Below are 23,336 nucleotides of genomic sequence, written 5' to 3'. Positions count from 1 at the left end.
AAACACCAAATAAAATGGCTTAATGTGATAAACATTAAGCCATTTTTATTGCGTTAAATTATCAGTTCAATCCTATATTAAACAACCTTAAATCGAACCACCTCAGAGCGCAATGACTTACACACAGAAGCGGTTTTCTTGGCAATTTGTTGGTTTTCAGCAATCACATCATTGCAATGACGGGTTTTGTCAGACAACTCTGTCAAATTACGATTAATCTCTTCGGTAACATGAGTTTGTTGCTCCGTTGCTGCTGCAGTTTGTGTTGACATGTCAATCACATTAGCCGTGGCTTGCAGAATTAAGTCCAGTGATGTTTGTGTTTGCGATGACAATTCAACCGTCGTAGCAGTTAAATTTGCACCCGCTTCAATGGTATGAACAGCATCTTTAACACCATCCTGAAGTTTTTCAATCATATTCTGAATATCTTGAATTGACCGCTCAGTTCGGCTGGCCAAGGTTCTTACCTCGTCAGCAACAACCGCAAAACCGCGCCCTTGTTCACCCGCTCGAGCCGCCTCAATTGCAGCATTCAATGCAAGCAAGTTAGTTTGCTCTGCAATACCACGGATAACATCAAGAACTGACGCAATTTGCGATGAATTGGTCGACAAGGCTTGAATAGCCACCACCGCATTTTGAACAGACGTCGACAGTTGTTGAATATTATCGACTGACAACGACAAAATACGTTTACCTTCAACCGTCTGGTCATTTACATTATTAATCTCAGAAGCTGTATCTAATGCATTTTTAGCCACTTCACGAACAGCGGAGCTCATTTGATTCACCGCTGTGACAATACTATCAACTGAATAATGCTGCTCTTGGCTGATTTGGCTGGCAACACCGGCATTACTCGCTAATTGCTCAATACAACTATTCACATCATTAGACTGTTTATCAATGGCGATGATCATTTGCTGCAAATGATCGACAAAATGATTAAATGCTGCTGCTAGTTCACCTATTTCATCATGTTGCTTTATGATTAATCTACGGGTTAAATCGCCATCACCTTTGCCTATATCGGTAATACGGTCGGTAACATCCTTAATTCTATCCACCACAATTTTAGGACCGTAGTAAGCCAAAAAGATGATCAAAACAATCAAAATACCAGACACACTAAATAATATTGTCATGTGGCTTTTTGATGTTTGAGTATTATTTAGGTCGATTAGCTTTACCTGCTCATCGGCACGCTCACCCGCCGCATTAAAAATATCACGCAACCTTGCAAACTCAATTAAAGATGTATCTTTATAACGTTGCTTCGCTGTTGCATAATCGCCAGTCTTAACAGCATTGATGACCGAGGTAGAGGCCGTAAACCATTTCTGATATTGAGTATCAAAACCGTTAAGTGCACTGAGCACTTCTGGGTAATTGTCTAAATGACTGTTGAAGTCGGCAACGCGCTGCTTAGCTTGATCAGCATTCTCCTGCCAATTACTTATTTGATCATCTCGTTGTTGAGCAGTTAGCGCACCATCAAGCAGAATAACTTCGCTTAAATGAGCTTGATATAAATCGCGATCGCCATTGATAATGCTAGAGATAGCTGGATTAAATTGACGACTAAGTTCATGAATCTGGTCTAGTTGATTTTGGCTTTGAGTGGCATTCGTAATGGCAATAAAGGCTATAGCGACTGCAAATATGATGAATATTAGTGAGAATTTAGCCCGAATGGTGCTAAACATATTAACCTCCGGTAATTATTATAATGTGGGTGCTTTTTATTATTCGAGGTTAAACAACAAATGTTTCAATCTATATTGGCTAACGCTTATTCCCTGTAAAAACATTGGCCTCACTGCCAATAAATGTCATCAATAACTGACTTAGCTGTTGTGCTTCGATTACGTTTTCTGACTCAGTCAATAAATGTATTACACATTCTGCCGTACATAATCCTCCTTCAATTTGGTTTCTCCTTAGTGGATATATCGACTTTGGCGCATCAACTAATGACACTTTAGGCAAGGCTTTTAGGTAAGGGCTTTGGTTATACATCTTGCGCGCTTCTTGCCAAGTGGCATCGATAAGCACTAAATATAATAGACTTTTAGGTATCTCGCATACATTTTCAGAAATATTTTCATCATCTTTAGGAAATACCAACCCAACAAGACCCGCTTCAATTGCAGTCAATAATTCAGCGTCGGGTTGTTTACGGTGCCACTCAACCACCCGCGCGCTATCGCCTAAAACGTGTTTGACTAATTGGCCTGTATTATTAGCACGACCCATTTCTCGTGAATGCGTTAGCAAAATAATTTTCAACATAATTTTAAAATAACACCTATAAAATAAATCACTTAATAGCGTACTAACACACCGTGATTATCACCAAATCATCGATAAACACAATTCAATAACCTGAAACGACTGCTTACGATAGACCAATACATTAACGCTATGAAAATACGATATACTCTCGCAAAATCGATGAGCAAAATGGGTGAGTTAGCTAATCGATTATACCCCACGTATTTTACCCATAAACCCGAGTTCATATTTAATGATATTACAGCAAGTTATTGCATTATTTTTCACTATGTTAATTTTGGCGATACTGCCGGGTCCGGCTGTGTTTGCCGTAGTATCGAGATCATTTTCAAATGGGTTTAAGCATGGCGCTTTTATTACCCTTGGCGTGCTGATGGGAGACTTTGTTTACATTCTATTAGCCTTGTTCGGTTTGGCTGCTATTGCCAATGCCATGGGCCCTGCTTTCGAGCTGATAAAGTACGCCAGTGCGCTTTATTTATGCTGGTTAGGTTTCAGTATGTTGCGTTCAACGGCTAAAGGCGTTCAATTAGCAACGATACCTAAAGTGAGCCAATTTAAAAATTTAATCACGGGCCTGCTTATTGCCGTGGGCAACCCAAAAGCATTGATATTTTACGTCAGCTTTTTTCCTGCTTTTGTGCCAATGGCCCATGTAGACCTTACCGATGTGATGATTATACTCGCCACTGCCACCTTGGCTTTTGGTTCCGTTAATCTCACTTATGCTTATTTGGCATCAAGTGCAAAACAGGTATTTACCTCCCCTAAAGCGGCAACGATAATGAATCGTACTGCAGGCAGTATTATGTTGATTGCTGGCATATTGATAGCCATAAATATATAGGATGTTGCAATGACCGCGTTACGCTTTACCCCACTCACACTCACAAACGGACTGACCTTTAAAAACCGTTTAGTCGTACCGCCTATGGCGTCACAAACCGCAGATTTAAATGGTTTAGCAACGGATGCCACCCTAAATCATTACCATAATTTAGCCCAGTCAGGCGCAGGATTGGTGATGGTGGAATACAGCCATGTAAATTTGGCCGGACGCAGTGAGTCAAACCAACTTGGGGCGCATGATGATGCTTGCTTACCCGGTTTAAGCCAAATTGCAGCGACGCTACATAAAGCAGGGGTAAAAACAGGCTTACAAATAACTCATTGTGGCGGCAAAGACAGCGCAGGCATTAGCACTGACATTATGGGGCCGTCAGGCATTACAGTGCCAGCATATGACCGTGTATTACCCACACCTAGAGCCATGACGTTGGATGATATTAATCAATGGCAGCAAGACTTTGTGAATGCCGCCATTCGTGCTGACAAAGCAGGATTTGATTTAGTAGAGCTGCATTGCGCTCACGGTTACGGTATTAATCAGTGGTTATCTCCGCTCACTAATCAACGTCAGGACCAATACGGTGGCAGCCTTAAAAATCGCGCTAGAATATTGCTCGAAATGGTCAGTAAAATAAAACAAGCGGCACCAAGATTAGCAGTGATGACACGCATTCCCGGGCAAGACGGTTATCCCAGTGGTTTATCCCATGACGATATGGGCCAAATGAGCCAATGGTTAGTTGATGCGGGTGTTGAAATACTTAACGTATCATCAGGCATTGGTGGCTGGAATCGTCCTAAAGACAAACGCGGCGAAGGCTTTTTAGTTGAAGATGCAGCACCGCTGACAGGCACAACCACCGCTGCAGTCATTGGTGTTGGCGGTATTGAAAGCATTGATTACATCGAAACCATTTTAGCGACTAAGCAAGTCGATTTAGTGGCAGTAGGCCGGGCTATTTTGGCGGGACCAAGTGAGTTTGCAACACGCGTGATGGTGTAACGTAGCACTTGATTGCTAATACTCGATTGCTAATACTCGATCAGTAACATCCGATTCGAAATGTTCAACTCTATTATAAACATTTGATTCGTAACACTTGAGTCGAAAAAATCGATTCGTCATCTAGCCCAATTAACTTATACCGTATTTGAATGAGTTGAAATTATACCTTTAAAAATCAGTGGGTAGCGTCTTACCCGCTGACCAATGTCATCACTCATTACCTGGCGATACAGCAGTTCAATGTCATTATCATCTTCAAACACCAACAGTAACCGATCAATTGCAGTGTGCAGACCTTTCTTCAAATATGGCTGAGCTTGAAATTCAGCGATATTACTCCTAACAATGGCAATTTTATCAGGATTAAGCCGAAGCTCGGCAAATACCTGTTCAAAAAAGACTGTATGCAAGACTGGCGTGGCACGAGATGAGCGCCGCGGTCTTGGCGCTGATGAACCACGTTTAAAGTACACTGCAGCCAAGGTTCATCTCCATTTTCGGGACCATGTTTATCGATTGCTTGGTTATCGAGCCAAAGTCTATCAAAAACATGTTTATCCAGCCAATCTAGCGTAATAGATAACATCTCACTCATTTGAGTTTCGCAAATTGACACGCTAGCTCAAGTGAGTAAGTTTTCGGTTCATTAACTCAACAGTGCTAATAAATCGTTTGCACTGCCCTGCCATGGACCTTGAGTACCATCGGATAAAATACTGTCAGCCAAACCTTGTTTGTGCTGCTGCATTTCTTGAATCTTCTCTTCAACGGTGCCTTGGGCAATGAGTTTATAAACAAACACAGGGTTTAACTGGCCAATACGGTGAGCACGATCCGTTGCTTGTCGCTCTGCTGCAGGATTCCACCAAGGATCAAAGTGGATCACGGTATCAGCAGCGGTTAAATTAAGCCCAGTACCACCCGCTTTTAAACTGATCAAAAACACCGAATTATCCCCCTCTTGAAACGCATCAATCTGAGTTTGACGGTCTCGAGTTTGCCCGGTTAATTTACTGTAGCTAATCGTTAAGCGTTTTAGCTCATCTTCAATCAAGGCTAACATGCCGGTAAATTGGCTGAAGATAAGAATTTTACGACCTTCTTCAATCATTTCAGGCAGGTTTTGAATTAACCAAGTCATTTTAGCGTTGTCTTTAACTTGTTGAGCTTGTTCAAGCTTCACTAAACGCGGGTCGCAACAGGCTTGACGCAACTTCAACAATGCATCTAAAAACTCAATATGACTACTCGATACCCCTTTTTTGGCAAATAATTCACGCAATTTCTTCTCCATCACTAAGCGGATAGACTCGTACAAATTACGTTGATCTCGTTCAAGTTCCAGAGTTTGAATAATCACGGTTTTTTCAGGTAATTCTGACACCACTTCTTTTTTAGTGCGGCGCAGCATAAAGGGAGCAATACGCTGACTCAGTAACTGCGACTTTTCAACATCAGCTTGCTTCTCAATCGGACCGCGGAACTGTTTATTAAAGTAGGTATGCTGGCCTAATAAACCTGGCAAGCAAAAATCCATCAATGATTTTAATTCGCCTAAATGGTTTTCAAGCGGTGTACCGGATAAACATAAGCGGAATCTACCCCTAAGGGTTTTAATCACCTGAGTGACTTTTGCTTGAGCATTTTTAATTTGTTGTGCTTCATCCAAAATAATATGCTCAAACACATACTCACAGTAAATAGCTTCATCACGTAACATTAGTGGATAGGTTGTCACAACCACATCAAACTGGTTTATTTGATCTAATAAGGGCTGACGTTTATTACCGTGGATAACCACTACATTCAGCGACGGAGCAAACTTATTGGCTTCTTTTAACCAGTTACCCACTAAGCTGGTAGGACAGACAATTAAACTAGTACGATGCTCGGTAGCGTCTTGCTTGGCTTTGAGTAAAAATGCCAACGCTTGAACGGTTTTACCCAGGCCCATGTCATCGGCTAAAATACCACCCAGTTGATATTCTTTAAGAAAACACAACCAGTCAAAACCTTGTTTTTGATAATCACGTAATGTCGCATTTAAGCCATCGGGCAACTCAACCGGAACCACCCCTTTAAACTCTGCGAGTTTGGTGGCTAAATTGCGCACTCTTTCGCCATTGAGTAAACGCACGTCACTGGCAGATAAATCATTCAAAATATGCGCACGGTTGCGTGGTATCGAAATAACATCACCAGAGTGACGATTGAATAATTCTTGGATAATACTAATCAGCGGTTTAATGGTTTTGGCTTTGATTTTAATAAAGCCACCGTTAGGGCCAGGCAATAGCAACTCATCATCGTCTGCTGGTTCACCATTTTGTTGTAACCAACGGGCAACTAAGGCTAATAACGGTACACTTTGGCCATCGATGTCGGCACTGAGTGATAATGAAAACCAACCAGACTCATCATCGTCAACTAAATCGACATCTAACTGTGCATCGGTAATTTGTAAGTCGAAGTCATCATCAAAATGAATCTCCATGCCCAGTGCTGTTAATGCATCAACACCATTATTGGTTAATTCAGACCATTCAAAAATCGACTCAGGTAATAATCCGACACTGACATAATAGGGTTGTTGTGAACTGGCCAGCGTAGCGTCTGATTCAAGTGTCACTAGGCCAATATCAGCTAATGACTGTAAAGCCGCAAGCTCTTGGTCTACATGCCTATGCACTTGATACTGGACTTGATTTTTTTTGACTAAGCTTATGCGTTCGGGCTTGGTCGAGGCGTTAAAGGTAATTTCACCGTAGCAATGATCAACCCGAATAACCGGTTGCATAATCTGGTTATTGGCAACAAACTCACGCGTAAAGGTTAAGTGTGTTATCAGTGAATCGGTTATCTCGCAAAAATCTATTTCGCTAGGAACCGGCACCGTTTTAGGTGAAAAATGCTGGAGCATTTTATGACTAATAGCATCTACTTGAGCCAATGGCACTGGTGGCATGTGCTGCAATAAACTTAACTTTTTAACTGGCAAGTCGGTTTCTATTCTACCTAAATGCAAATAATCTAATTCAACATACAAAGGTGGCTCGGTAGCAATAAACTCCCAATTATCCAGCCCAGGCATGCGCATTTGCATTTGGGTATGTTTTTTATCAACCTCACACCAGATAAACTCAGGTACAACAGATTTAGCCCAAGTCAGAGGAATACGGTTTTCTTCCCAAAAACACACTTCGGCAGTGAGCATTTTAGTCAGTGCTAAAAATGAAATCTCACCTTCAATATAAATTTTAGAGCCATGATTATTTGATGACAATAACAAGCTGATAATCTGTTTATCTTCAGGGTCTATCCACCACGGCATACTATAGCGAATATCGGCTAATGCCAGCTTGCTGCCTTTATTGTATTGGCCTTTTTTATTTAATTTACTGCGTTTAAATTCGACAAAAATACCATGAGGATCATTGGATAATACATAAATAATGCGATCTTTTTCTTCGTCCTCCTCCTCAAATTCGGCAACCGTTTTTTGCTCGTCAAGTTGGCGTAACCATTGATGTATACGTTGCTCTTCAACCGGTTTTTTATCGACCAGAGCCAGCATAGCAGCTGCAACATGTTTACAATTGGTTCTAACAGGACAAGTACAATGTGAACGCATCACAATTTTGTGGTTAACATTAACGAGGGTGATTTCTTGGCGATAGGGCTCAGCAGCGGAACCTTCAACATAGGCCTCTATATCATGATTATTACTGCTGGCAGTAACTTCTAGAACTCGACCTTGAATCAAATAGTTTTGCGCTTTTTGAATTTGGGTGGCCGAAAACAGTTTCGCAATCATCTCTAATGAAAGCTTAATGGGGAGATTAAACAGTTTCGCCGACATCAATATACCTAATAAAACCGCAGCAAAATAAACAATGGCCGCTGATAAAAAAGTTAACTTGCCATTCTATGGAAGAAAGCAGTCAATATCTAGGCTTTGCTGATCTTTCGAACAAAAAACTCGTTCAAACACGCTATATTATCGCGATCACACACATTGGGTGGTCGCTAAAGCTCAGATACAGCAATAATCTGTATCATCATACGAATTAACACGCGCAAAAGTTTACTCATCACTAAAGTCCATTAACTTAAATGACTTTAGGCAAATGTTAAAAATACTTTTTTAACCTGACGTAATTGGGAACAGAAAAGAATTTATGGTGGGTCTATTACTGACTTCGGTTATTTGTACACCGTCTCGAACATAAACCAAACTTGAGTAGAATATACGTTAACTATTGGTCGCACATAAGTTAGCGACGTTCGAATACAAGGCTACTTGGGACAATACAATCTCAATAAATAAGTAGCCACCGTCCAAAGCTGGCTACATTTTATTGGCAAACACTAAAAACGTTCTACAGACCACTGAATAGCCATAAGTCCAATCACAATAGAGCCAAACTGCATCCCCCAATTTCGATACCAGACGGTATGGCGTAGAAATATCAACAAAGGCAATACTACCGCTAAAATCGCCAGCTGACCGATTTCAACGCCAACATTAAAGGCTAAAATTGCTAATAATTTTTGATTTTCAGGTAACCCGAGTTCACCCAATACTCCCGCAAAGCCCATACCGTGTAACAAGCCAAAAGCAAATGTTATCCAGCCTAAGCGCAATACAATCGGCCAGACATTATTTAGCGCCGCAAACAGCACTGATAATGCAATGCCCAGTTCAACCCAGTGGCTACTAAAATTAATAAGCCCCAATGCGGTGGCGGTTAATGTTACTGAATGTGCCAAAGTAAAGGCAGTAATAATCCACGCGGTATCTTTAAATATTTGCTTAGGCTTATCTATCGCGTGCCATTTCTGTTGTTCACGCACCAATACGCAGGTTAACAACAACGCTAATAAAAATAAGATATGATCAGTGCCCTTCCAAATATGAATTACACCTTGGTAAACATATTCAGTAAATGTATCGCTGAGCTGACTTTCAGCTAAGTTAATCAATATGACGGGATTATCGTTGCTTATCACCCGCGTGTATTGATGCTCGGGCGTTGAAATTGTGGTAATCACTTTATGATCGGTGTCGATATTGAAGAAAGCTTGATAATTAATGCTCAGCGCACCAGGACTATCACATTCAGCCTGAAATGAGCTTACTAGATAACCTTCACTAAAGTGTTGGTCAACTTGCTGCGTAGGATTGAAGCTTAATGGGCAATCTTGCTCCCGGCTGATAGCCAAAGATGAGCGTAAATAATCTACTATCGCAATTTGATGCGCTTGCAACTCTCCCCAAGTAAGCTCACCATCTTGATTATCATCAATAGGAAGAACTTGGTTTAAATCAAACAATCGTACTTGCCAATCACCTTGAATTTGCCCGTGCTTATCTAGGTTAATAGACAAATAACTGGTGCTCATTTGATGGGCTAAACTGACATGACTGAACAGCAACATTAGCAGCAACAGACCGCCTTTCATCATTGAAAAAAAACGCGTAAATACCTTCACTGGTTTATCCTTAACTTGCTACATGTTCGGCTGAAAGATTTCGACTAATTTGCACTGATTTCTTATCATCTTTAGTCTTAACCAACAATGCCTTAGCCTGTTCTAAAAGGATTCTATCGTTGTCTTGACGTGCTACCTGCCAGTTTATTTTGGCCCAGTAAAGTGCTTTTTTGGGCTGTATATCAACATTTAAATAATATTTTGCCAGATCGAATGCATGTAAACTGTCTTGTCTTTGCTCACGCAATTTAACTCTTTGGGCAAAAGTCCATTGCCATTTAACAGTATTGCCAAGGAATTTTTCCGCTATCGCTAAGCGCAATAATAGCGCGTCGTCTTGAACAGCGTGATGACTGACAATACTGGAGAGAGTGTCGTACACTCGTTGATGTTGATTTAATGCCAATTCAATATCAGACCATAGCGCTAATAAACTGACCGGAGCATTGTCCATATCTAACTGATTTAAATAACTCAATGCTTCTTGTGCCATACCTTGCTTAAATGCCATGTCAGCAAGAATTTGCACTATCCAACGTTTTTCTGCTTCATTATTATGTTGATACAACTGGTACAACCGAGCTAACTCTTGATAGCTTTCGACCAACTTGCCATTTTGACTCGCGACCTCCAATGCACAGGTCGAAATCAATAAAATATCGGCTTTACCTATTAGGGCTAAACACGCTTGCCTTGCACCAACAATATCACCCTGTACCAGATGAATATTGGCTTTTAATAACCAACTATTTATCGCAGTCGGTTTTAATTCAATGGCGCGTTCTAACGCCTTTATCGCCCGATCAAATTGGTGTTGATGTTGTAATACTCGAGCATATAAATAAAAGGTTTGCGCATTGGGGCTGGCATTGGCCATTTTGGCTTGTAACCAAGCTTTTGCACGACCGTAACGATAATCAGCTTCTCCAGGATATTGTCCTTGCTCTATAAAATCACTGATGTCGTCTAAGCTCATTTGCTTATCGGCATCATTAAATGCCTCCCAGGAAGCGATAACTTGGCTGTTATCTTTAGGTGTATAGGGCGCCGCAATGCTATTGCCCACAATCATAAAAAATGCACTCACTGTCATCAAAATATTGAGGCATAAGTGAGTGTTGAGGCAAAATTTAGCATGTTTTATCATTACCATTAACCGCCCTGTTATTTCTTGCATTACGTCTCCTTAATGCCATCCTTGGCTCTGAATACCGCTCTAATTAATCATTACCTCTCTGCTAAGATAATAATTAATTGGATGAGTAAGATAGGCATTTCGTCCTGTTTTATAAACTTAACCTAGCTAATAGAACTCGCCCTATTAATCCAGTAATAGGTCATCGTAAAAATCAGCCGTTGATACATCATCTTCAACCACGCGGCCATTAACACGTATAGGTGCAGCTTGGCTTGGTTGTAAAAATGCCTGACGACTTAAGCTTGAAAACATCACTTGCTCAGCATCAATGGTAATGTTCACCATTGCCGCTACAGGGTCGTTTACACCATCGGTCACTGCAACTGTAAAACTGTCCATGCCTGTGACTTCATTGGCGGGAGTATAAGTAAACTCGCCGTTTGGCATTAAGCTAACCGTACCAAGCGTGGGTTCATTCATCACAGTAAACGTTAGTGCATCACCGTCTTTATCGGTGGCTATCAACTGCTCTGTCAACGGCATTTCAGTCACAGTGGAGAGCATTATACTGCTCACCATTGGCGCACTGTTTTTAACCATGGTCATCTCATCCTCTGAGTTACAACCAGCTAAAAAACCGCCGCTGAGCACACTGATTAATACCACTGGTTTAGCGAGATTATTAATCGCTTGACGCGTCGCATATCGAATAGAAGTATTCATCTTATGTTCCTTATTTTGAGCCCGAAAGCGGCGTCGCTAAGTAAGGGAAGTGATCCATCATCATGGTCGCGTCAACGGGCGCACCATCAGTAAATGGCACGTTACCAACACTGGCATCATCACTGGTACAAAGGCCTAAATCAGTGTCTGTACCATTGACTGGGATGGGGTAACATAAACGTCCCATTACCACGCGCAGTGCAATATCAACCACATCATCACCAGGACGGCGACCATTTGGGAAACCGGCTAAATCATCACCAGCAACACCAAAAGCGGACTGCATATCACGAGACTTTGCTGGAATACCAGTATTAAGACGCAACATTTCTGACGGAGTCACCGTTTCAAGTTGGTTAACACCAGCAAAACCAGTTAGAAATGCAGTAACAAGATCGGTACGAGGGAAGTTAGTTGGCGCTAACGTTTCAATGTTTGTTCCCAACGTTTGGTTAACCGCGTCTTTAAACAGAATGTTAAGCAACTCAGTTAAGCTCGGGTGTGTTACATAATCGGCAAACTGGGTATCGTCTTTTGGATGTGAAGTCGAAAAGGTGTCTTTATCTTTTAAACCAATCACTAACTCATTCACTAGCGGGTTACCCAGACGAGATACCTGAGTTAATGCACCACCATTGACTTCCGTTTTGCCCACTTTGGCATTTGGATTTAAAATACGCGCTTGCGGTAAACTGGCGGTAGTCCATGCACCAATGGTGCCGTTGCCTTGAGTGGTTAAACAAGACTTTGGCACTTCAATTGAAATAGCTGTGACATTTTTATCCATCAAATCATCATTATCAACAGATTGAGTGATGCCACCTGGAAATCCACCTTGGTCGCCAGCGCCCGGTGCACTATCACCTTCTACAGGCACATAGTTGACCAAATCAAAGGTTTTGCCTAAGTTAACCACGAAAGGGTCTTTACGTTGGCCAACAAACACTTTGCCAGGACTTGCACAACCATCGAGATTAAATTCGTAGATGAATTGACCTGCATAACTTGCATACGCGCTGCTATCACCGAAACTCTTATTACCAATGTAATCCAGTGGCTTATGGAACATCGCCCCTGAAGTATTGGTTAACGCTGTTGCGCTACCACTATTTTGTGGTCCTTTAACAAGTGTTAACTGATACGACTCGCTAAAGTTTGCCGCACTTTGATCCGCAGCAGTAATGCCACCAATATTTTTAAGCGGTACTGATACACTACGTTGATTGTCAGCAGGACCAACCATTAACGCAATACCTTGATTATTATTGGCAAGTTCATTGGTAAAGTTAAATTGGAAGGTTAAATCTTCTATAGCATCACCATCATTATCGATATGAATGCTGTATACCGCAGCAGGGTCCATCGCATAATAGTTAGGTCCGCCGTAGGCATCTTGCAGTGGAATATAGTTGGCGATAAGAGTGACGTAATCTTCACGTCCTGCTTCATAGCTATTAAAGGCATAAAAATCGGTAGAGTCTAATGTCGGAAAACGAGTGATATTGGGTGCTTCTCGGTGACTTGACGCAAACGCATTAGCGCCTAATAAAGTGCTGCATACCATACTGGCTATTAGGGATATTTTTAGTACTTTCATGACCATTTCCTTGTTATGTTGTAGAGTCATACAAGTAAACGGCTCAGGTTTCATTTTGGATGCAGGTTTTAGTGACTATTATTAAATTAAATTAAAAAAGACTTTAATACGCTGAATTTAAAGTGAATTTATTTTCATGTATTTTAATCTAATTTCATATTTATGAATGATTACCTATCAATACCATTTTCTTAACACCATCTCTTTAATAAAGCCTCCTTAATACCTTCACCTCAATACAGTCCTCCAATACAGTCCCTCAATAAATTATCGGTCAGTAATGGTTAACTAAACACTTCCCGTTAATCGATGACTTTTCGATCGCCAATGAATAGTGGCAACCATAAAAAAGCGGCCAATAGTATTTCTATTGGCCGCTTCAATGTCAGCGAGGTGATACTTCAATGCTTTACAGCTATTGGGTATCATTAAGGCGTTATAAAATTGCTAGCTCTGCGGTATACAATACCTCTGTTGGCATGCCATTTGGTGAGCCGTTCAACGGCTCTAAACTTACCGCCAAAGCGACAATATCCATGTCATCAAATTGACTGTTTTTCACCAATGTTAGCTTGCCTGATTTAGGCAGTAAACCTAATGAAATTGGGTTTTCGACACCTTTAGCCACCATCCATAACTCATAGTCTTTATTCGCCAGTGGCTTTAGGTTACTGGTAGAGCGCACTTCAATCGTATTGGCGGTCACTTCAATCAACCATAATGCTTTAGATTGTGCACTTTGCACTACCGCGACTTGCTGCGGTGTAGCAACTGGCAGTGGCTGATTACTCACAACTAAGACAGCCATAACTATGGCTGCTGCGCTTGCCATTGATGCTAACCCCTTCCATAAACGGTTACGTGTGGCCATAGGCACCACATTTGAGGTTTCTGGCGATGGTTTTTGGGCCGTATTGTCAACAAACCCTAACGAAATACTGATTTGTTGCCAAACCCGCTCGTCTGGGGTTATCGGCGTTAACAATTGATTCATGCCATGTAAATGTTGCTCCCATAACCAAGTGCTTTCACGCAGACTGGGAATTTGCATCATTAATTTTTGAAACCGACGTCTCGCTTGGCCACGCAATGTACCAAGCACATATTCTGCTGCTAATGCGTCTTTTAATTGAGGATCACGATAATTCATAGCGATAAACACCTCTGTAATTGTTGTAAACCACGACGGATCCAACTCTTAATAGTGCCTAATGGTAAATCTAAGTGCCCCACAACTTCGTGATGCGATAAACCATTATAGTAAGCAAGATGAATCGCTTGTTTCTGTTGAGGCTCGAGTTCTCCCATACACTGGTCGAGTTTATTTTTATGAACCTGAGGCCCGTCATCATTGTTATGCTCTTCAAAAATGGCTTCTTGGCCATCTTCAAGTGGATCCTCTTTTCTGACTTTTTGATAACGCAACATGTCTAAGGCTCGGTAACGAACAATACTGATCATCCACGTGAGAACAGATCCCTTTCCGTGTTGATATTCAGTCGCGTTATGCCAAATTTTTACGTAGGCTTCTTGCAATACCTCTTCGGCTAGCTCACGTCGACCGAGCATTTTTAAACTAACTGCGAATAACTGGCCACTGGTAGATTGGTATAAATCAGCAAACGCTTGTTTATCTCCATCTGCACTAGCACTTAATAAGTTAAGTAATGTGTCTTGATCCATAATCTGCCACGTTTCCCTATGATGGTTAGATATAGTTGATACAGGCTTGTTGCGCGTATACTGATAAAAAAAGCCCCAATAGTGTTTATACGAACCAAAGTTGATATTGGATGCAAAAAAATAAAATAAAAAAGCACCATCACTTTTCAGCTTGGTGCTTGGTGCTTGGTAGAATGATATGAAGCCATATTTAACCTTGCAGTAAATACTCTTCAGCTTTCTCGATACTGCGCGGTTTACCCACCAGCATTAAAATATCGTTACGCTTTAATACCCACTCAGGGGGTGGTGGATCGATTTCCTCGCCTTTTCGCCGCACCGCTCTAAGCTCAACATCCAAAGCTTGCCATGGAATGTCTGCAACGGTTTTCCCCACAGCACTAGCGCCTGAAGCCAGCGATACTGCATGCAACAAATCCAAGGTAAAATCAGTTTCGGTACCTGAAAAGAAACCGTGTAAATATTGGTAATGATTACGACGTTCAGATTCTAAGCGTTTAATAATCCGCGCTAAGGGGACGCCACATTTAAACAACACTTGCGACACCAGCATTAAACTGCCTTCGAGTGATTCAGGGATAACTTGAGTCGCCCCAGCTTCTTTAAGCTCATGTAAATTGGCATCATCGCGAGTGCGCACCAATATTTTCACATCGGGAGCCAATTTACGCGCCACAGCTAAACACTCTTCAGATTGCCTTGGCTCACAAAATGTCACCACCACTAAACTCGCCTGGCGAATGCCCATCTTTTTCAAAATCGCCATTCTGCAAGCATCACCAAAATAAATATTTTCGCCTGCTGCTCTCGCTTCTGTCACTCTGGTGGGATCTAAATCAAGCACCATATAAGGCACTGCTTCTGTTTTCAAAAAGCGGCCAATAGTTTGCCCTACACGGCCGTAACCTAAAATCAGTACCACGTCACTTTCGTCAGCGAGAGGTAATACAATCTCGGTCGGTTCATTTTTAGGTGGCAGCTTATTACCGCTGACCTTTTTGGCAATATCAACACTATGACGGATCAGCCAAGGCGCCATTGACATAGAGATCACCGCCACGGCCACCAGCACAGTGCTCACTTCAGTGTCGAGTAATTGATAATTTACCGCCAATGCCAATAACACAAAACTAAACTCACCCACTTGACCTAAACTGATTGCCGTACTGAGTGATACCTTGGTATTTTCACCCACAAGTTTGAGCAAACAGTGCACAATTAATATTTTGGCTATTACCACACCAGCCAAAATCAATAACACTTGCCACCAATATTGCATCACTAGATTGAAATCCAGTAGCATCCCGATGGAAATAAAGAACAAGCCCATTAATAAATCACGAAATGGTCTAATGTCTGCTTCTAATTGACGTCGATACTGGCTTTCGCCAAGTAACATCCCAGCAATAAACGCCCCTAATGCCATCGACAAACCAAGCCATTGGGTAAACGCGCCAGTCACCAAAGCCACCACTAAGGTCGACAGTACAAATAACTCATTTGAACGTGAGCGTGCCACTTCGTCAAAAATACGTGGCAATATCCATTTACCAAATGACATTAACCCTAGAAACGCCAAAATACCGGTAAGTAATCCCCACGCGATACTGTTGAAGCTCATTTCAGCGCCGCCTTTAGCTAACAGCGGCATTAGAATTAATAGCGGCACCACCGCTAAATCTTGAAATAGCAACACACTAACAGACAGCTCGCCGTGCCTGCGCCTTAACCAGTTTTGTTCATTAAGCAGCTTCAGCACAATGGCCGTTGACGACAACGCAATAGCCGAACCAATCACCACCGCTGCCACTAAGTTTTGCCCAACCAACATGGCAATACCGCCAGCCACAAAGGCCGTTACCAGCATTTGGGCACTACCCAAGCCAAAAACGGTTCGGCGCATTGCCCACAATCTCGGTACCGAAAACTCCAGACCTAAGGTAAACATCAGTAGCACTACACCTAACTCAGCCACCGATTGCATTTGCAACTGGGTAAACCAATGAAAACCGCTGGGGCCGCTAACAACCCCGGTGAGTAAATAAGCTAAAATGGCCGGTAAGCCGAGCCGACGTAACAATGCAATCGCCGCAATAGCAATCACAAGCATCAACAAAATATGGATAAAAATGCCGTGTTCCATTGTGGCCTTAGCTCCTTGTCAAAAAACTGTCGAAAGGGATAGAGATGGTTTTGTAAGTACTACAGTAAAACAACAACCAATTAATAACTATAGAAAAATTATTTTAGGCATGAAATTTGCTAATAATACGGTAATTAGTTGTAACGTACTGGAGAAAATACAATGGATTTCGCTTTAGCTACAGAGTTTTATCCTGATGATTACTGGTATCGTGCTGACGCTCACTTGAATATGGAGTCTGCACTAGATCTTGTTCAAGTGATTCAACAACTACATGGAAGTTTAGATCCTCGGACAGTTTTTGCCTGTTTTGGCAAAATTATTGGACAACATTTGCCGATTAAAGGATTTCAGTTGACCTTAGACAAACAAAAATTTGTTTGGGGACGTCACTATGGTATTGAATTAAAACATACTATTAACGATAACGATGACACCTTTATTCTAACTTATCAGTTATCCGTGCCACTCAGTTCGACGCAAAAGAAACTATTGCAACAACTTGAGAGCATGCTAATTCAACCATTGAATAATGCGTTAAAGTATCAAAATATGTCTACTCAAGCCATGTTTGATGCATTAACCGGATTAGGTAATCGATATTATTATAGACAATCCATAAGCACCGCATTGGCTCGTGCCAATCGTCAGCAGGGACAAGTGTCTTTGGTTGTCATCGATTTAGATAAGTTTAAACAATTAAATGACCTTCACGGCCACAAAGCCGGGGATTTTGTATTGATTGGATTTGCTGAGTTAATTAACGAAGCCATCCGCAATACAGACCAAGCATTTAGAATTGGCGGTGATGAGTTTGTGATTATCACTCAAGGTGATATTCAAGCCGCTGAAATCGTGTGCCAGCGAATTATTGAAATGATGCCAAAGCATTCTCAGCTGACAGAATACGATATCAAGTGCAGCTTAGGTATTGCAGAGTCATTGCCACAGCAACAAGCAGAAAATTTATACGAGCGCGCCGATAAAGCCATGTATGCGGCAAAGGCAGCGGGACGTAACTGTTACCGTATAAGCCAGAATTAGCATTAAAATCTAGCGCAATGCGCTAGTTAAGCAGTACACAACTAATTAATTTTCATAAAGACCTAACTGTGATTTCACAATTAGGTCTTTATTCATTGTTACAAACCGCGAAGCTGAATACGCCTTAAAAACTCAGTCATCACTCGGTCATACACTAAATTACCTAAAAACAAATCCTCTACTCCATGATCGATACTCGGATTGTCATTCACTTCAATCACATAAGCTTTACCGTCGATTTCTTTTAAATCGACACCATACAAGCCTGCACCAATTAAATTAGACGCTTTAACCGCTGCATCGACAATATTTTGCGGCACCATCTTCAAATCGATGCAGTCAAAATCACCACTGCTAACGCGGCCACTGTGATGATGCTGGTAAATCTGCCAATGACCGCGACTCATAAAGTAACGACAGGCATAAATTGGTTGACGATTTAGCACGCCGATGCGCCAATCGTAATCGGTTGGCATAAACGCCTGCGCTAAAATTAACGCACTGTGCTCAAAGATTATCGCCGCTTGTTCGAGTAAGGTTTCACGGTCTTTCACTTTAACAACCCCGAGCGAAAATGCACCGTCGGGTACTTTAAGTACAATTGGTAACCCTATAGTGTTAATCACATTATCGGCCCAGTTTTTATCAGAGGCTTTAAAGATTAAACTTTTGGGTACGGGCACTTTATGCTTGTTTAATAGTTCGGTTAAAAACACCTTATTAGTACACTTCATAATGGATTCAGGATCATCCATTACCACTAGCCCAAGTTGCTCAGCCGCTTTAGCAAACCGATAGGTAAAATTGCTAATATTGGTGGTTGAACGAATAAACAAACCATCAAACTCACTTAGTCGAGCCAAGTCATGAGATCCAATTTGGACTAAGTCCATGCCAATACGATTAGCCGACTTAGTAAATAATTTCAGCGCGGCTTTATCTGATGGCGGCATTTTTTCATGCTCATCCACCAGCATGGCAATTTCGTAACGATAGCGTTTCGACGGTTTAGGTAAACGCCATACCTTTTGTGAAAACACTTCAAGATACTTGGCAAATAAATCTTGTTCAGGTTCGGTTAAATCTTGAAACGCAGCAGGCTCAATGGTGTTAACTTGCCATTTACCTGACATTTTTAACAAATTCACTTGCAATACAGGCACAGTAAAACGTTCAAATATTTTACGCGCAAGCTTGTCTAGCAACGGATTATCACAATAGCCAAAATACAGCTTCATGCTGATTTCATTCACCGTCTCTGGCAGCTTATCTAGGCCAGATTGCGGTAAACTAAAAAAGCGGTCCTGAGATAAATCATTAATGGTCATTACCCGAGGGATCACGCGATGCCCACGGGCTTCCGCCATTAACGAGCAGTAATAACCAGTGCTTAAATAATCATAACTGCGACACAAGTTAATCACTTGCATGGCGCTTTGATCTGCAAATGCGCCCATTTCTAAATAATCATGAACCGTGACCATATGGTCACTGGGCAAATAGGGACGCCAATCATTAACATCGTCGGTGACAATTAAAAAATGAGCCATAAATATCTGTTGCCTCTTGTGCGGTTTAGCGCGTAAATTAAGCCACTATCATGTTTTGCCAACTCGAGCCGACTCATGCTTATTCGTCAAGCGACCCCCAGCGATTTACCGCAACTAAACCACATCGAAAACAATGCATTTAGTGGCGATAAAATCAGTTCTCGGCAGATGAAACGCTTTCTCAATTCACCTCTGGACAGCTTATTAGTAGCCGAAATAGACGGCACACTTGCAGGCTATGCTCTGGTGCTATTTCATCGAGGCACTCGGCTAGCTAGGCTTTACTCTATTGCCGTTGCAAGCGAATTTAGAGGTCGCAACATTGCCTTTGAACTGGTCACACAATGTGAGCACACAGTGGTCGAGCGTGGTTTCATTACATTACGCCTAGAAGTGCGAAACGACAATATCGCCGCCAAAAATCTTTATTTAAAAATGGGTTATAAAGTCCTAAAAACCTTAGTGCATTATTACGATGATTTGGCCGATGGCGTGCGCATGCACAAACGCTTAGACCCACCAGGGCCAAGCAAAGTCATCAAGATGCCTTTATATGTGCAAACCACACCATTTACCTGCGGCGCAGCCTGCTTAATGATGGCCATGAGCGCGGTAAAGCCGCAATATAATCCAAGTCGAGTTGATGAGCTGAGCATTTGGCGCGAAGCCACCACTATTTTTATGACCAGCGGCCACGGCGGTTGCAGTGTTCATGGCTTAGCCTTAGCAGCGATTAAGCGTGGCTTACAAATTGAAATGTACAGCCAATCAACCTCGGTTCCTTTTATTGATAGCGTCCGTGACAGCAATAAAAAAGCCGTCATTACCATCGTGCATGACGATTTTTGCCAACAGTTGATTTCACAAGGTATTGAGATCCACAATACCTCGCCAAGTTTGGCTCAACTTCGTAACTGGATAGAGTGTGGTTATGCCGTTTTGCTGATGATAAGTACTTATCGCTTTAATGGCGAGAAAGGCCCACATTGGGTGGTATTGAGCGGTTACAACGAGCAGTTTATGTTTATTCACGACCCGTTTGTTGAAGCACAAAAAGATGCGATTAACGCTGCGTATGTACCAATTAGTCAGTCAGAGCTGGCGCAAGTGATGCAATATGGGAAGCAGAAACAGGTTTCTTGTCTAGTGGTTAAATCATCTTTGGCTTAATGATGATTAAGCTTTTTTATGGCCTGCAGCCACTAACGTCATGGCGCTTCACCCACACCCGATTTATCAAACTTCGTTTGAATTTAGATCGCAAGGTCAAATTTACCATCGTTCTCTCGATGGTGAAATAGAGCTGGGATCCAGCTCTATTTCACGTCATTCCGGTAATGCTGTTGAGCCGGAATCCAGGTGTTTCTTTTGTTGCTTGTGCTTATGGCCTGCGGCCACTAACCTCGTGGCGCTTCGCCCACACCAGATTAACATCGCAAGGTTCCACCCTGCACGGGCCAAAAGGGGATCAACAGCAATCCCCTCTTGGATCACCCCTGCCGTTCCGGCAACATTTTCGCTTTTTAAACAAACAACAGCAGCGAAAAAATTGCGACGGAAATAGCTCTAGCTTTTGACTTCGTTTGCAGCCTGCTTCGGCCTTATTTGAAAATGCTAACGCTTCCGATGGTACATCCTGTACCGCGAAAGCTAGCTCGCCATCGATGGGCAATTTAACGTGCCCTTCTTTCCACGTTCTGTCATACAACTCATCAGAAAAAAATAGTAATCCGGAGCCATAAAAGTACTTTTTAAGTGTCGGACACTCATCTTCAATGGCTTTTAAGGACGTATTAGCAAAATCACCTTCAAGGTGATTTGTTGAATAGACTAGTTTAAAACCATGAAATGTATCTCGATTAGGCTCGATTAAACCTGAAAAACTTAGCTCAGTATCGTGATGCGCGACCAAATTAAAAGCTAATTGTAATCGGTCAAATCGCTCTTTTCTTGTTTCCACTTAACGCTCCACTTTTGAATGTATTGCTAACAGCTTATTAAAGGGTCAAATAAATTTAAAGCCGGCCATTTAAGTTATTGATTTATATCATCCTATATTTACTATCTTATTGATGTAAAGCAGTTTTATTTAACTCCACTGACCAATAAAAGCGAGCTTGCGCGTTAAAAGTGGGCTCAATATTCGACAAAAATAAAAACACCTTAATTTCAATACATTACAACATTCGCGATTTATTATCCGTACGACTTTAGTTTGCTTATTAGCCGATTCAACTTAAAAACACGCCAAAAACCATTACCACTATTTTTATACGCAGTACACACTACATAAAGGTGGGAGACATGGTTGGCACTGGATATTTATCCGACATTAATAAGCCTGTTACCGATGAAGTGTAAAGCTGAGCGAAGCATCATGACGTTAGTGGCCTCTGGCTATATTTGAAACACGTTTTGGGGCAACTCTAAGCCAGAACCAGATCAAATAACAGTCAACAGGTAATGTTATCGTTTAGAGACAAACTAGAACACTCAATAACTATTGCAAAAAAAACAATTGCTTATGGGGGTTGGCAGTCATCCTGCATAGAGCTATTGTATTGAACTTTATATGACCTAATGAGTAGGATAAACTTGATGGTTGGCAGTGATGACTACGCATTGTTCTATCGAACGGCATGCAACATTTTTGAATCTGGTTTCGAGTTTATCAACAAAGCAGATGATAACTATTACTTCATGAATGTTGCAGCTATTAAGCTTTTGAAGCACCTCAATACTACTGAAATGTTGATGACTAGCGAGCTAGACCTCAATCATATAGAGCAGGGGTTCACTTACTATGACACTTCAAGTGTGATAGCACTTTTACGAGTGTCATATGAAAACTTAGTAACTATTGCTTACCACTATTTTGGTGATGAACTAGATAAAGATCGTCTTGATTGGTATACGTTGCTCGGTTACAAGAACAGGGCAAAAAACAAAGTTGTCGCTGGAACGCCAGAATTAGAAGCAAAAATTAGGGAAGAACAACAGATTATTGATGAGCTATCCTCGCGCCTTAGACTTAATAGCTTCAAACCATCGAGAAAGAACGAATGGAAACCTTGCGGTTGGTATGAGTTAGGCCAGCAGTTAGGCATCCCAACTTTTGTATGCGACAAATATTCGTTTTGGTCTTCCCATACCCACACTGGTTTCGACTCATTGATGCAGGTAAATACTGCTCATAAGGCTCACCCAACCGAAGAGATTAAACGCAACCAAATAAACTACCTGTTTATGTGTAGCGTTCTAGTCTATTTTATCGATGGTTATATGCGCGTTTTGTCCAAGTTAGGGTATCCACACATATCAGATTTTGAGCTTGATGATGTCATAAGTTTTTCGCGATTTATGAATTCGTTAGACAAGACTATCTAAATACGCTGCCTACCTTGAGTGAAGAAAGAAAAGGAGCTGGAGTCTTTTGCCTAACCATTAGTTTATGTATTGTAAAAATAGGTTGCAGATGTACTTCAGCCATCGGAACCAACACACAATAGGGCATAAATGATTTGCATACCTTGCTTGCAATTGGTGTGATTCAACTCTGAACTTGAGGACGTTGAAGAAAATAGCGTGAGCCTGACAGGACGTCAGGCTAGCTTTCGCGGTACAGGATGTACCATCGGAAGCGTTAGCATTTTCGAATAAGTCCGAGGCCGATTCCAAATAAAGCCCAAAGCTGGATCAATCCCCATGGCGACCTTTTCGCTGTTTGAAAATGTTGCGGGGCGGCTGGGAGTTCCAAGAGGGAACAGCCGTTGGTTTCCTCTTGGTCTGGTGTGGGTGAAGCGCCACGACGT

18 protein-coding genes are annotated in these 23,336 nt (G+C 41.7%); 5 read left to right on the top strand and 13 right to left on the bottom strand.

The features are described from left to right. Window positions 1-77: 77 nt before the first annotated feature. Entirely contained in the window at window positions 78-1,709 is a 1,632-nt protein-coding gene (locus H5202_RS02065; RefSeq protein WP_182770520.1) for a methyl-accepting chemotaxis protein, read from the bottom strand. 79 nt (window positions 1,710-1,788) lie between these two features. Further along, on the bottom strand, window positions 1,789-2,295 hold the full coding sequence (locus tag H5202_RS02060; protein ID WP_259397159.1) for a DTW domain-containing protein: 507 nt from the start codon (window positions 2,293-2,295) through the stop codon (window positions 1,789-1,791). A 235-nt stretch (window positions 2,296-2,530) separates the two neighbouring features. Here H5202_RS02060 and H5202_RS02055 point away from each other — a divergent pair, with 235 nt between their 5' ends. Further along, window positions 2,531-3,145: a LysE family translocator gene (locus tag H5202_RS02055; protein ID WP_182770518.1), complete on the top strand. Its 615-nt coding sequence runs from the start codon at window positions 2,531-2,533 to the stop codon at window positions 3,143-3,145. Window positions 3,146-3,154: 9 nt separating this feature from the next. Further along, the gene (locus H5202_RS02050) at window positions 3,155-4,150 is read left to right on the top strand and encodes an NADH:flavin oxidoreductase (protein ID WP_182770516.1); all 996 of its coding nucleotides are present in this window, start codon (window positions 3,155-3,157) and stop codon (window positions 4,148-4,150) included. 137 nt (window positions 4,151-4,287) lie between these two features. Here the strand turns inward: H5202_RS02050 and H5202_RS02045 are convergent, their stop codons facing one another. From H5202_RS02045 to H5202_RS02005, 9 genes are all read right to left on the bottom strand, one after another. Next, window positions 4,288-4,635 (bottom strand): hypothetical protein, encoded by a 348-nt coding sequence (locus H5202_RS02045; RefSeq protein ID WP_182770514.1) that lies wholly within the window; start codon window positions 4,633-4,635, stop codon window positions 4,288-4,290. Window positions 4,636-4,799: 164 nt separating this feature from the next. Continuing rightward, window positions 4,800-8,012: a DEAD/DEAH box helicase gene (locus H5202_RS02040; RefSeq protein ID WP_182770512.1), complete on the bottom strand. Its 3,213-nt coding sequence runs from the start codon at window positions 8,010-8,012 to the stop codon at window positions 4,800-4,802. A gap of 509 nt (window positions 8,013-8,521) precedes the next feature. Continuing rightward, window positions 8,522-9,646, bottom strand: coding sequence for a HupE/UreJ family protein (locus H5202_RS02035; RefSeq protein ID WP_336244775.1), 1,125 nt, complete (start codon window positions 9,644-9,646; stop codon window positions 8,522-8,524). 10 nt (window positions 9,647-9,656) lie between these two features. Beyond that, window positions 9,657-10,823, bottom strand: a complete 1,167-nt coding sequence (locus H5202_RS02030) for a tetratricopeptide repeat protein (protein ID WP_182770510.1) — start codon at window positions 10,821-10,823, stop codon at window positions 9,657-9,659. Window positions 10,824-10,967: 144 nt separating this feature from the next. Next, window positions 10,968-11,507: an Ig-like domain-containing protein gene (locus H5202_RS02025; RefSeq protein WP_182770508.1), complete on the bottom strand. Its 540-nt coding sequence runs from the start codon at window positions 11,505-11,507 to the stop codon at window positions 10,968-10,970. 10 nt (window positions 11,508-11,517) lie between these two features. Then, on the bottom strand, window positions 11,518-13,104 hold the full coding sequence (locus H5202_RS02020) for a DUF4331 domain-containing protein (RefSeq protein WP_182770506.1): 1,587 nt from the start codon (window positions 13,102-13,104) through the stop codon (window positions 11,518-11,520). 436 nt (window positions 13,105-13,540) lie between these two features. Then, the gene (locus H5202_RS02015) at window positions 13,541-14,254 is read right to left on the bottom strand and encodes an anti-sigma factor (RefSeq protein WP_182770504.1); all 714 of its coding nucleotides are present in this window, start codon (window positions 14,252-14,254) and stop codon (window positions 13,541-13,543) included. Further along, entirely contained in the window at window positions 14,251-14,787 is a 537-nt protein-coding gene (locus tag H5202_RS02010; RefSeq protein ID WP_182770502.1) for a sigma-70 family RNA polymerase sigma factor, read from the bottom strand. Before H5202_RS02010 ends, H5202_RS02015 begins: the two co-directional genes overlap by 4 nt. Window positions 14,788-14,977: 190 nt before the next feature. Beyond that, window positions 14,978-16,930 (bottom strand): monovalent cation:proton antiporter family protein, encoded by a 1,953-nt coding sequence (locus H5202_RS02005; protein WP_182770500.1) that lies wholly within the window; start codon window positions 16,928-16,930, stop codon window positions 14,978-14,980. Between the two features lie 162 nt (window positions 16,931-17,092). Between H5202_RS02005 and dgcS the strand changes: the two genes are divergently transcribed. Further along, a complete protein-coding gene (gene dgcS, locus H5202_RS02000; protein ID WP_182770498.1) occupies window positions 17,093-17,974 on the top strand; it encodes a diguanylate cyclase DgcS in 882 nt (293 codons plus the stop codon). A gap of 98 nt (window positions 17,975-18,072) precedes the next feature. On the opposite strand, the gene H5202_RS01995 is transcribed toward dgcS, so the two are convergent. Next, entirely contained in the window at window positions 18,073-19,524 is a 1,452-nt protein-coding gene (locus tag H5202_RS01995) for a RimK family protein (RefSeq protein WP_182770496.1), read from the bottom strand. A 75-nt stretch (window positions 19,525-19,599) separates the two neighbouring features. Between H5202_RS01995 and H5202_RS01990 the strand changes: the two genes are divergently transcribed. Then, window positions 19,600-20,694, top strand: coding sequence for a GNAT family N-acetyltransferase/peptidase C39 family protein (locus H5202_RS01990; protein WP_182770494.1), 1,095 nt, complete (start codon window positions 19,600-19,602; stop codon window positions 20,692-20,694). Window positions 20,695-20,992: 298 nt separating this feature from the next. On the opposite strand, the gene H5202_RS01985 is transcribed toward H5202_RS01990, so the two are convergent. Next, complete coding sequence (locus tag H5202_RS01985) at window positions 20,993-21,484, bottom strand: hypothetical protein (RefSeq protein WP_182770492.1); 492 nt, start codon at window positions 21,482-21,484, stop codon at window positions 20,993-20,995. 638 nt (window positions 21,485-22,122) lie between these two features. On the opposite strand from H5202_RS01985, the gene H5202_RS01980 reads away from it, so the two are divergent. Then, window positions 22,123-22,911: a hypothetical protein gene (locus tag H5202_RS01980; protein WP_182770490.1), complete on the top strand. Its 789-nt coding sequence runs from the start codon at window positions 22,123-22,125 to the stop codon at window positions 22,909-22,911. The last annotated feature ends 425 nt before the right edge of the window (window positions 22,912-23,336 follow it).

Source organism: Shewanella sp. SG41-4, from assembly GCF_014164505.1.
GTDB lineage: Bacteria > Pseudomonadota > Gammaproteobacteria > Enterobacterales > Shewanellaceae > Shewanella.
This window is presented reverse-complemented; position numbering and strand designations above follow the sequence as displayed.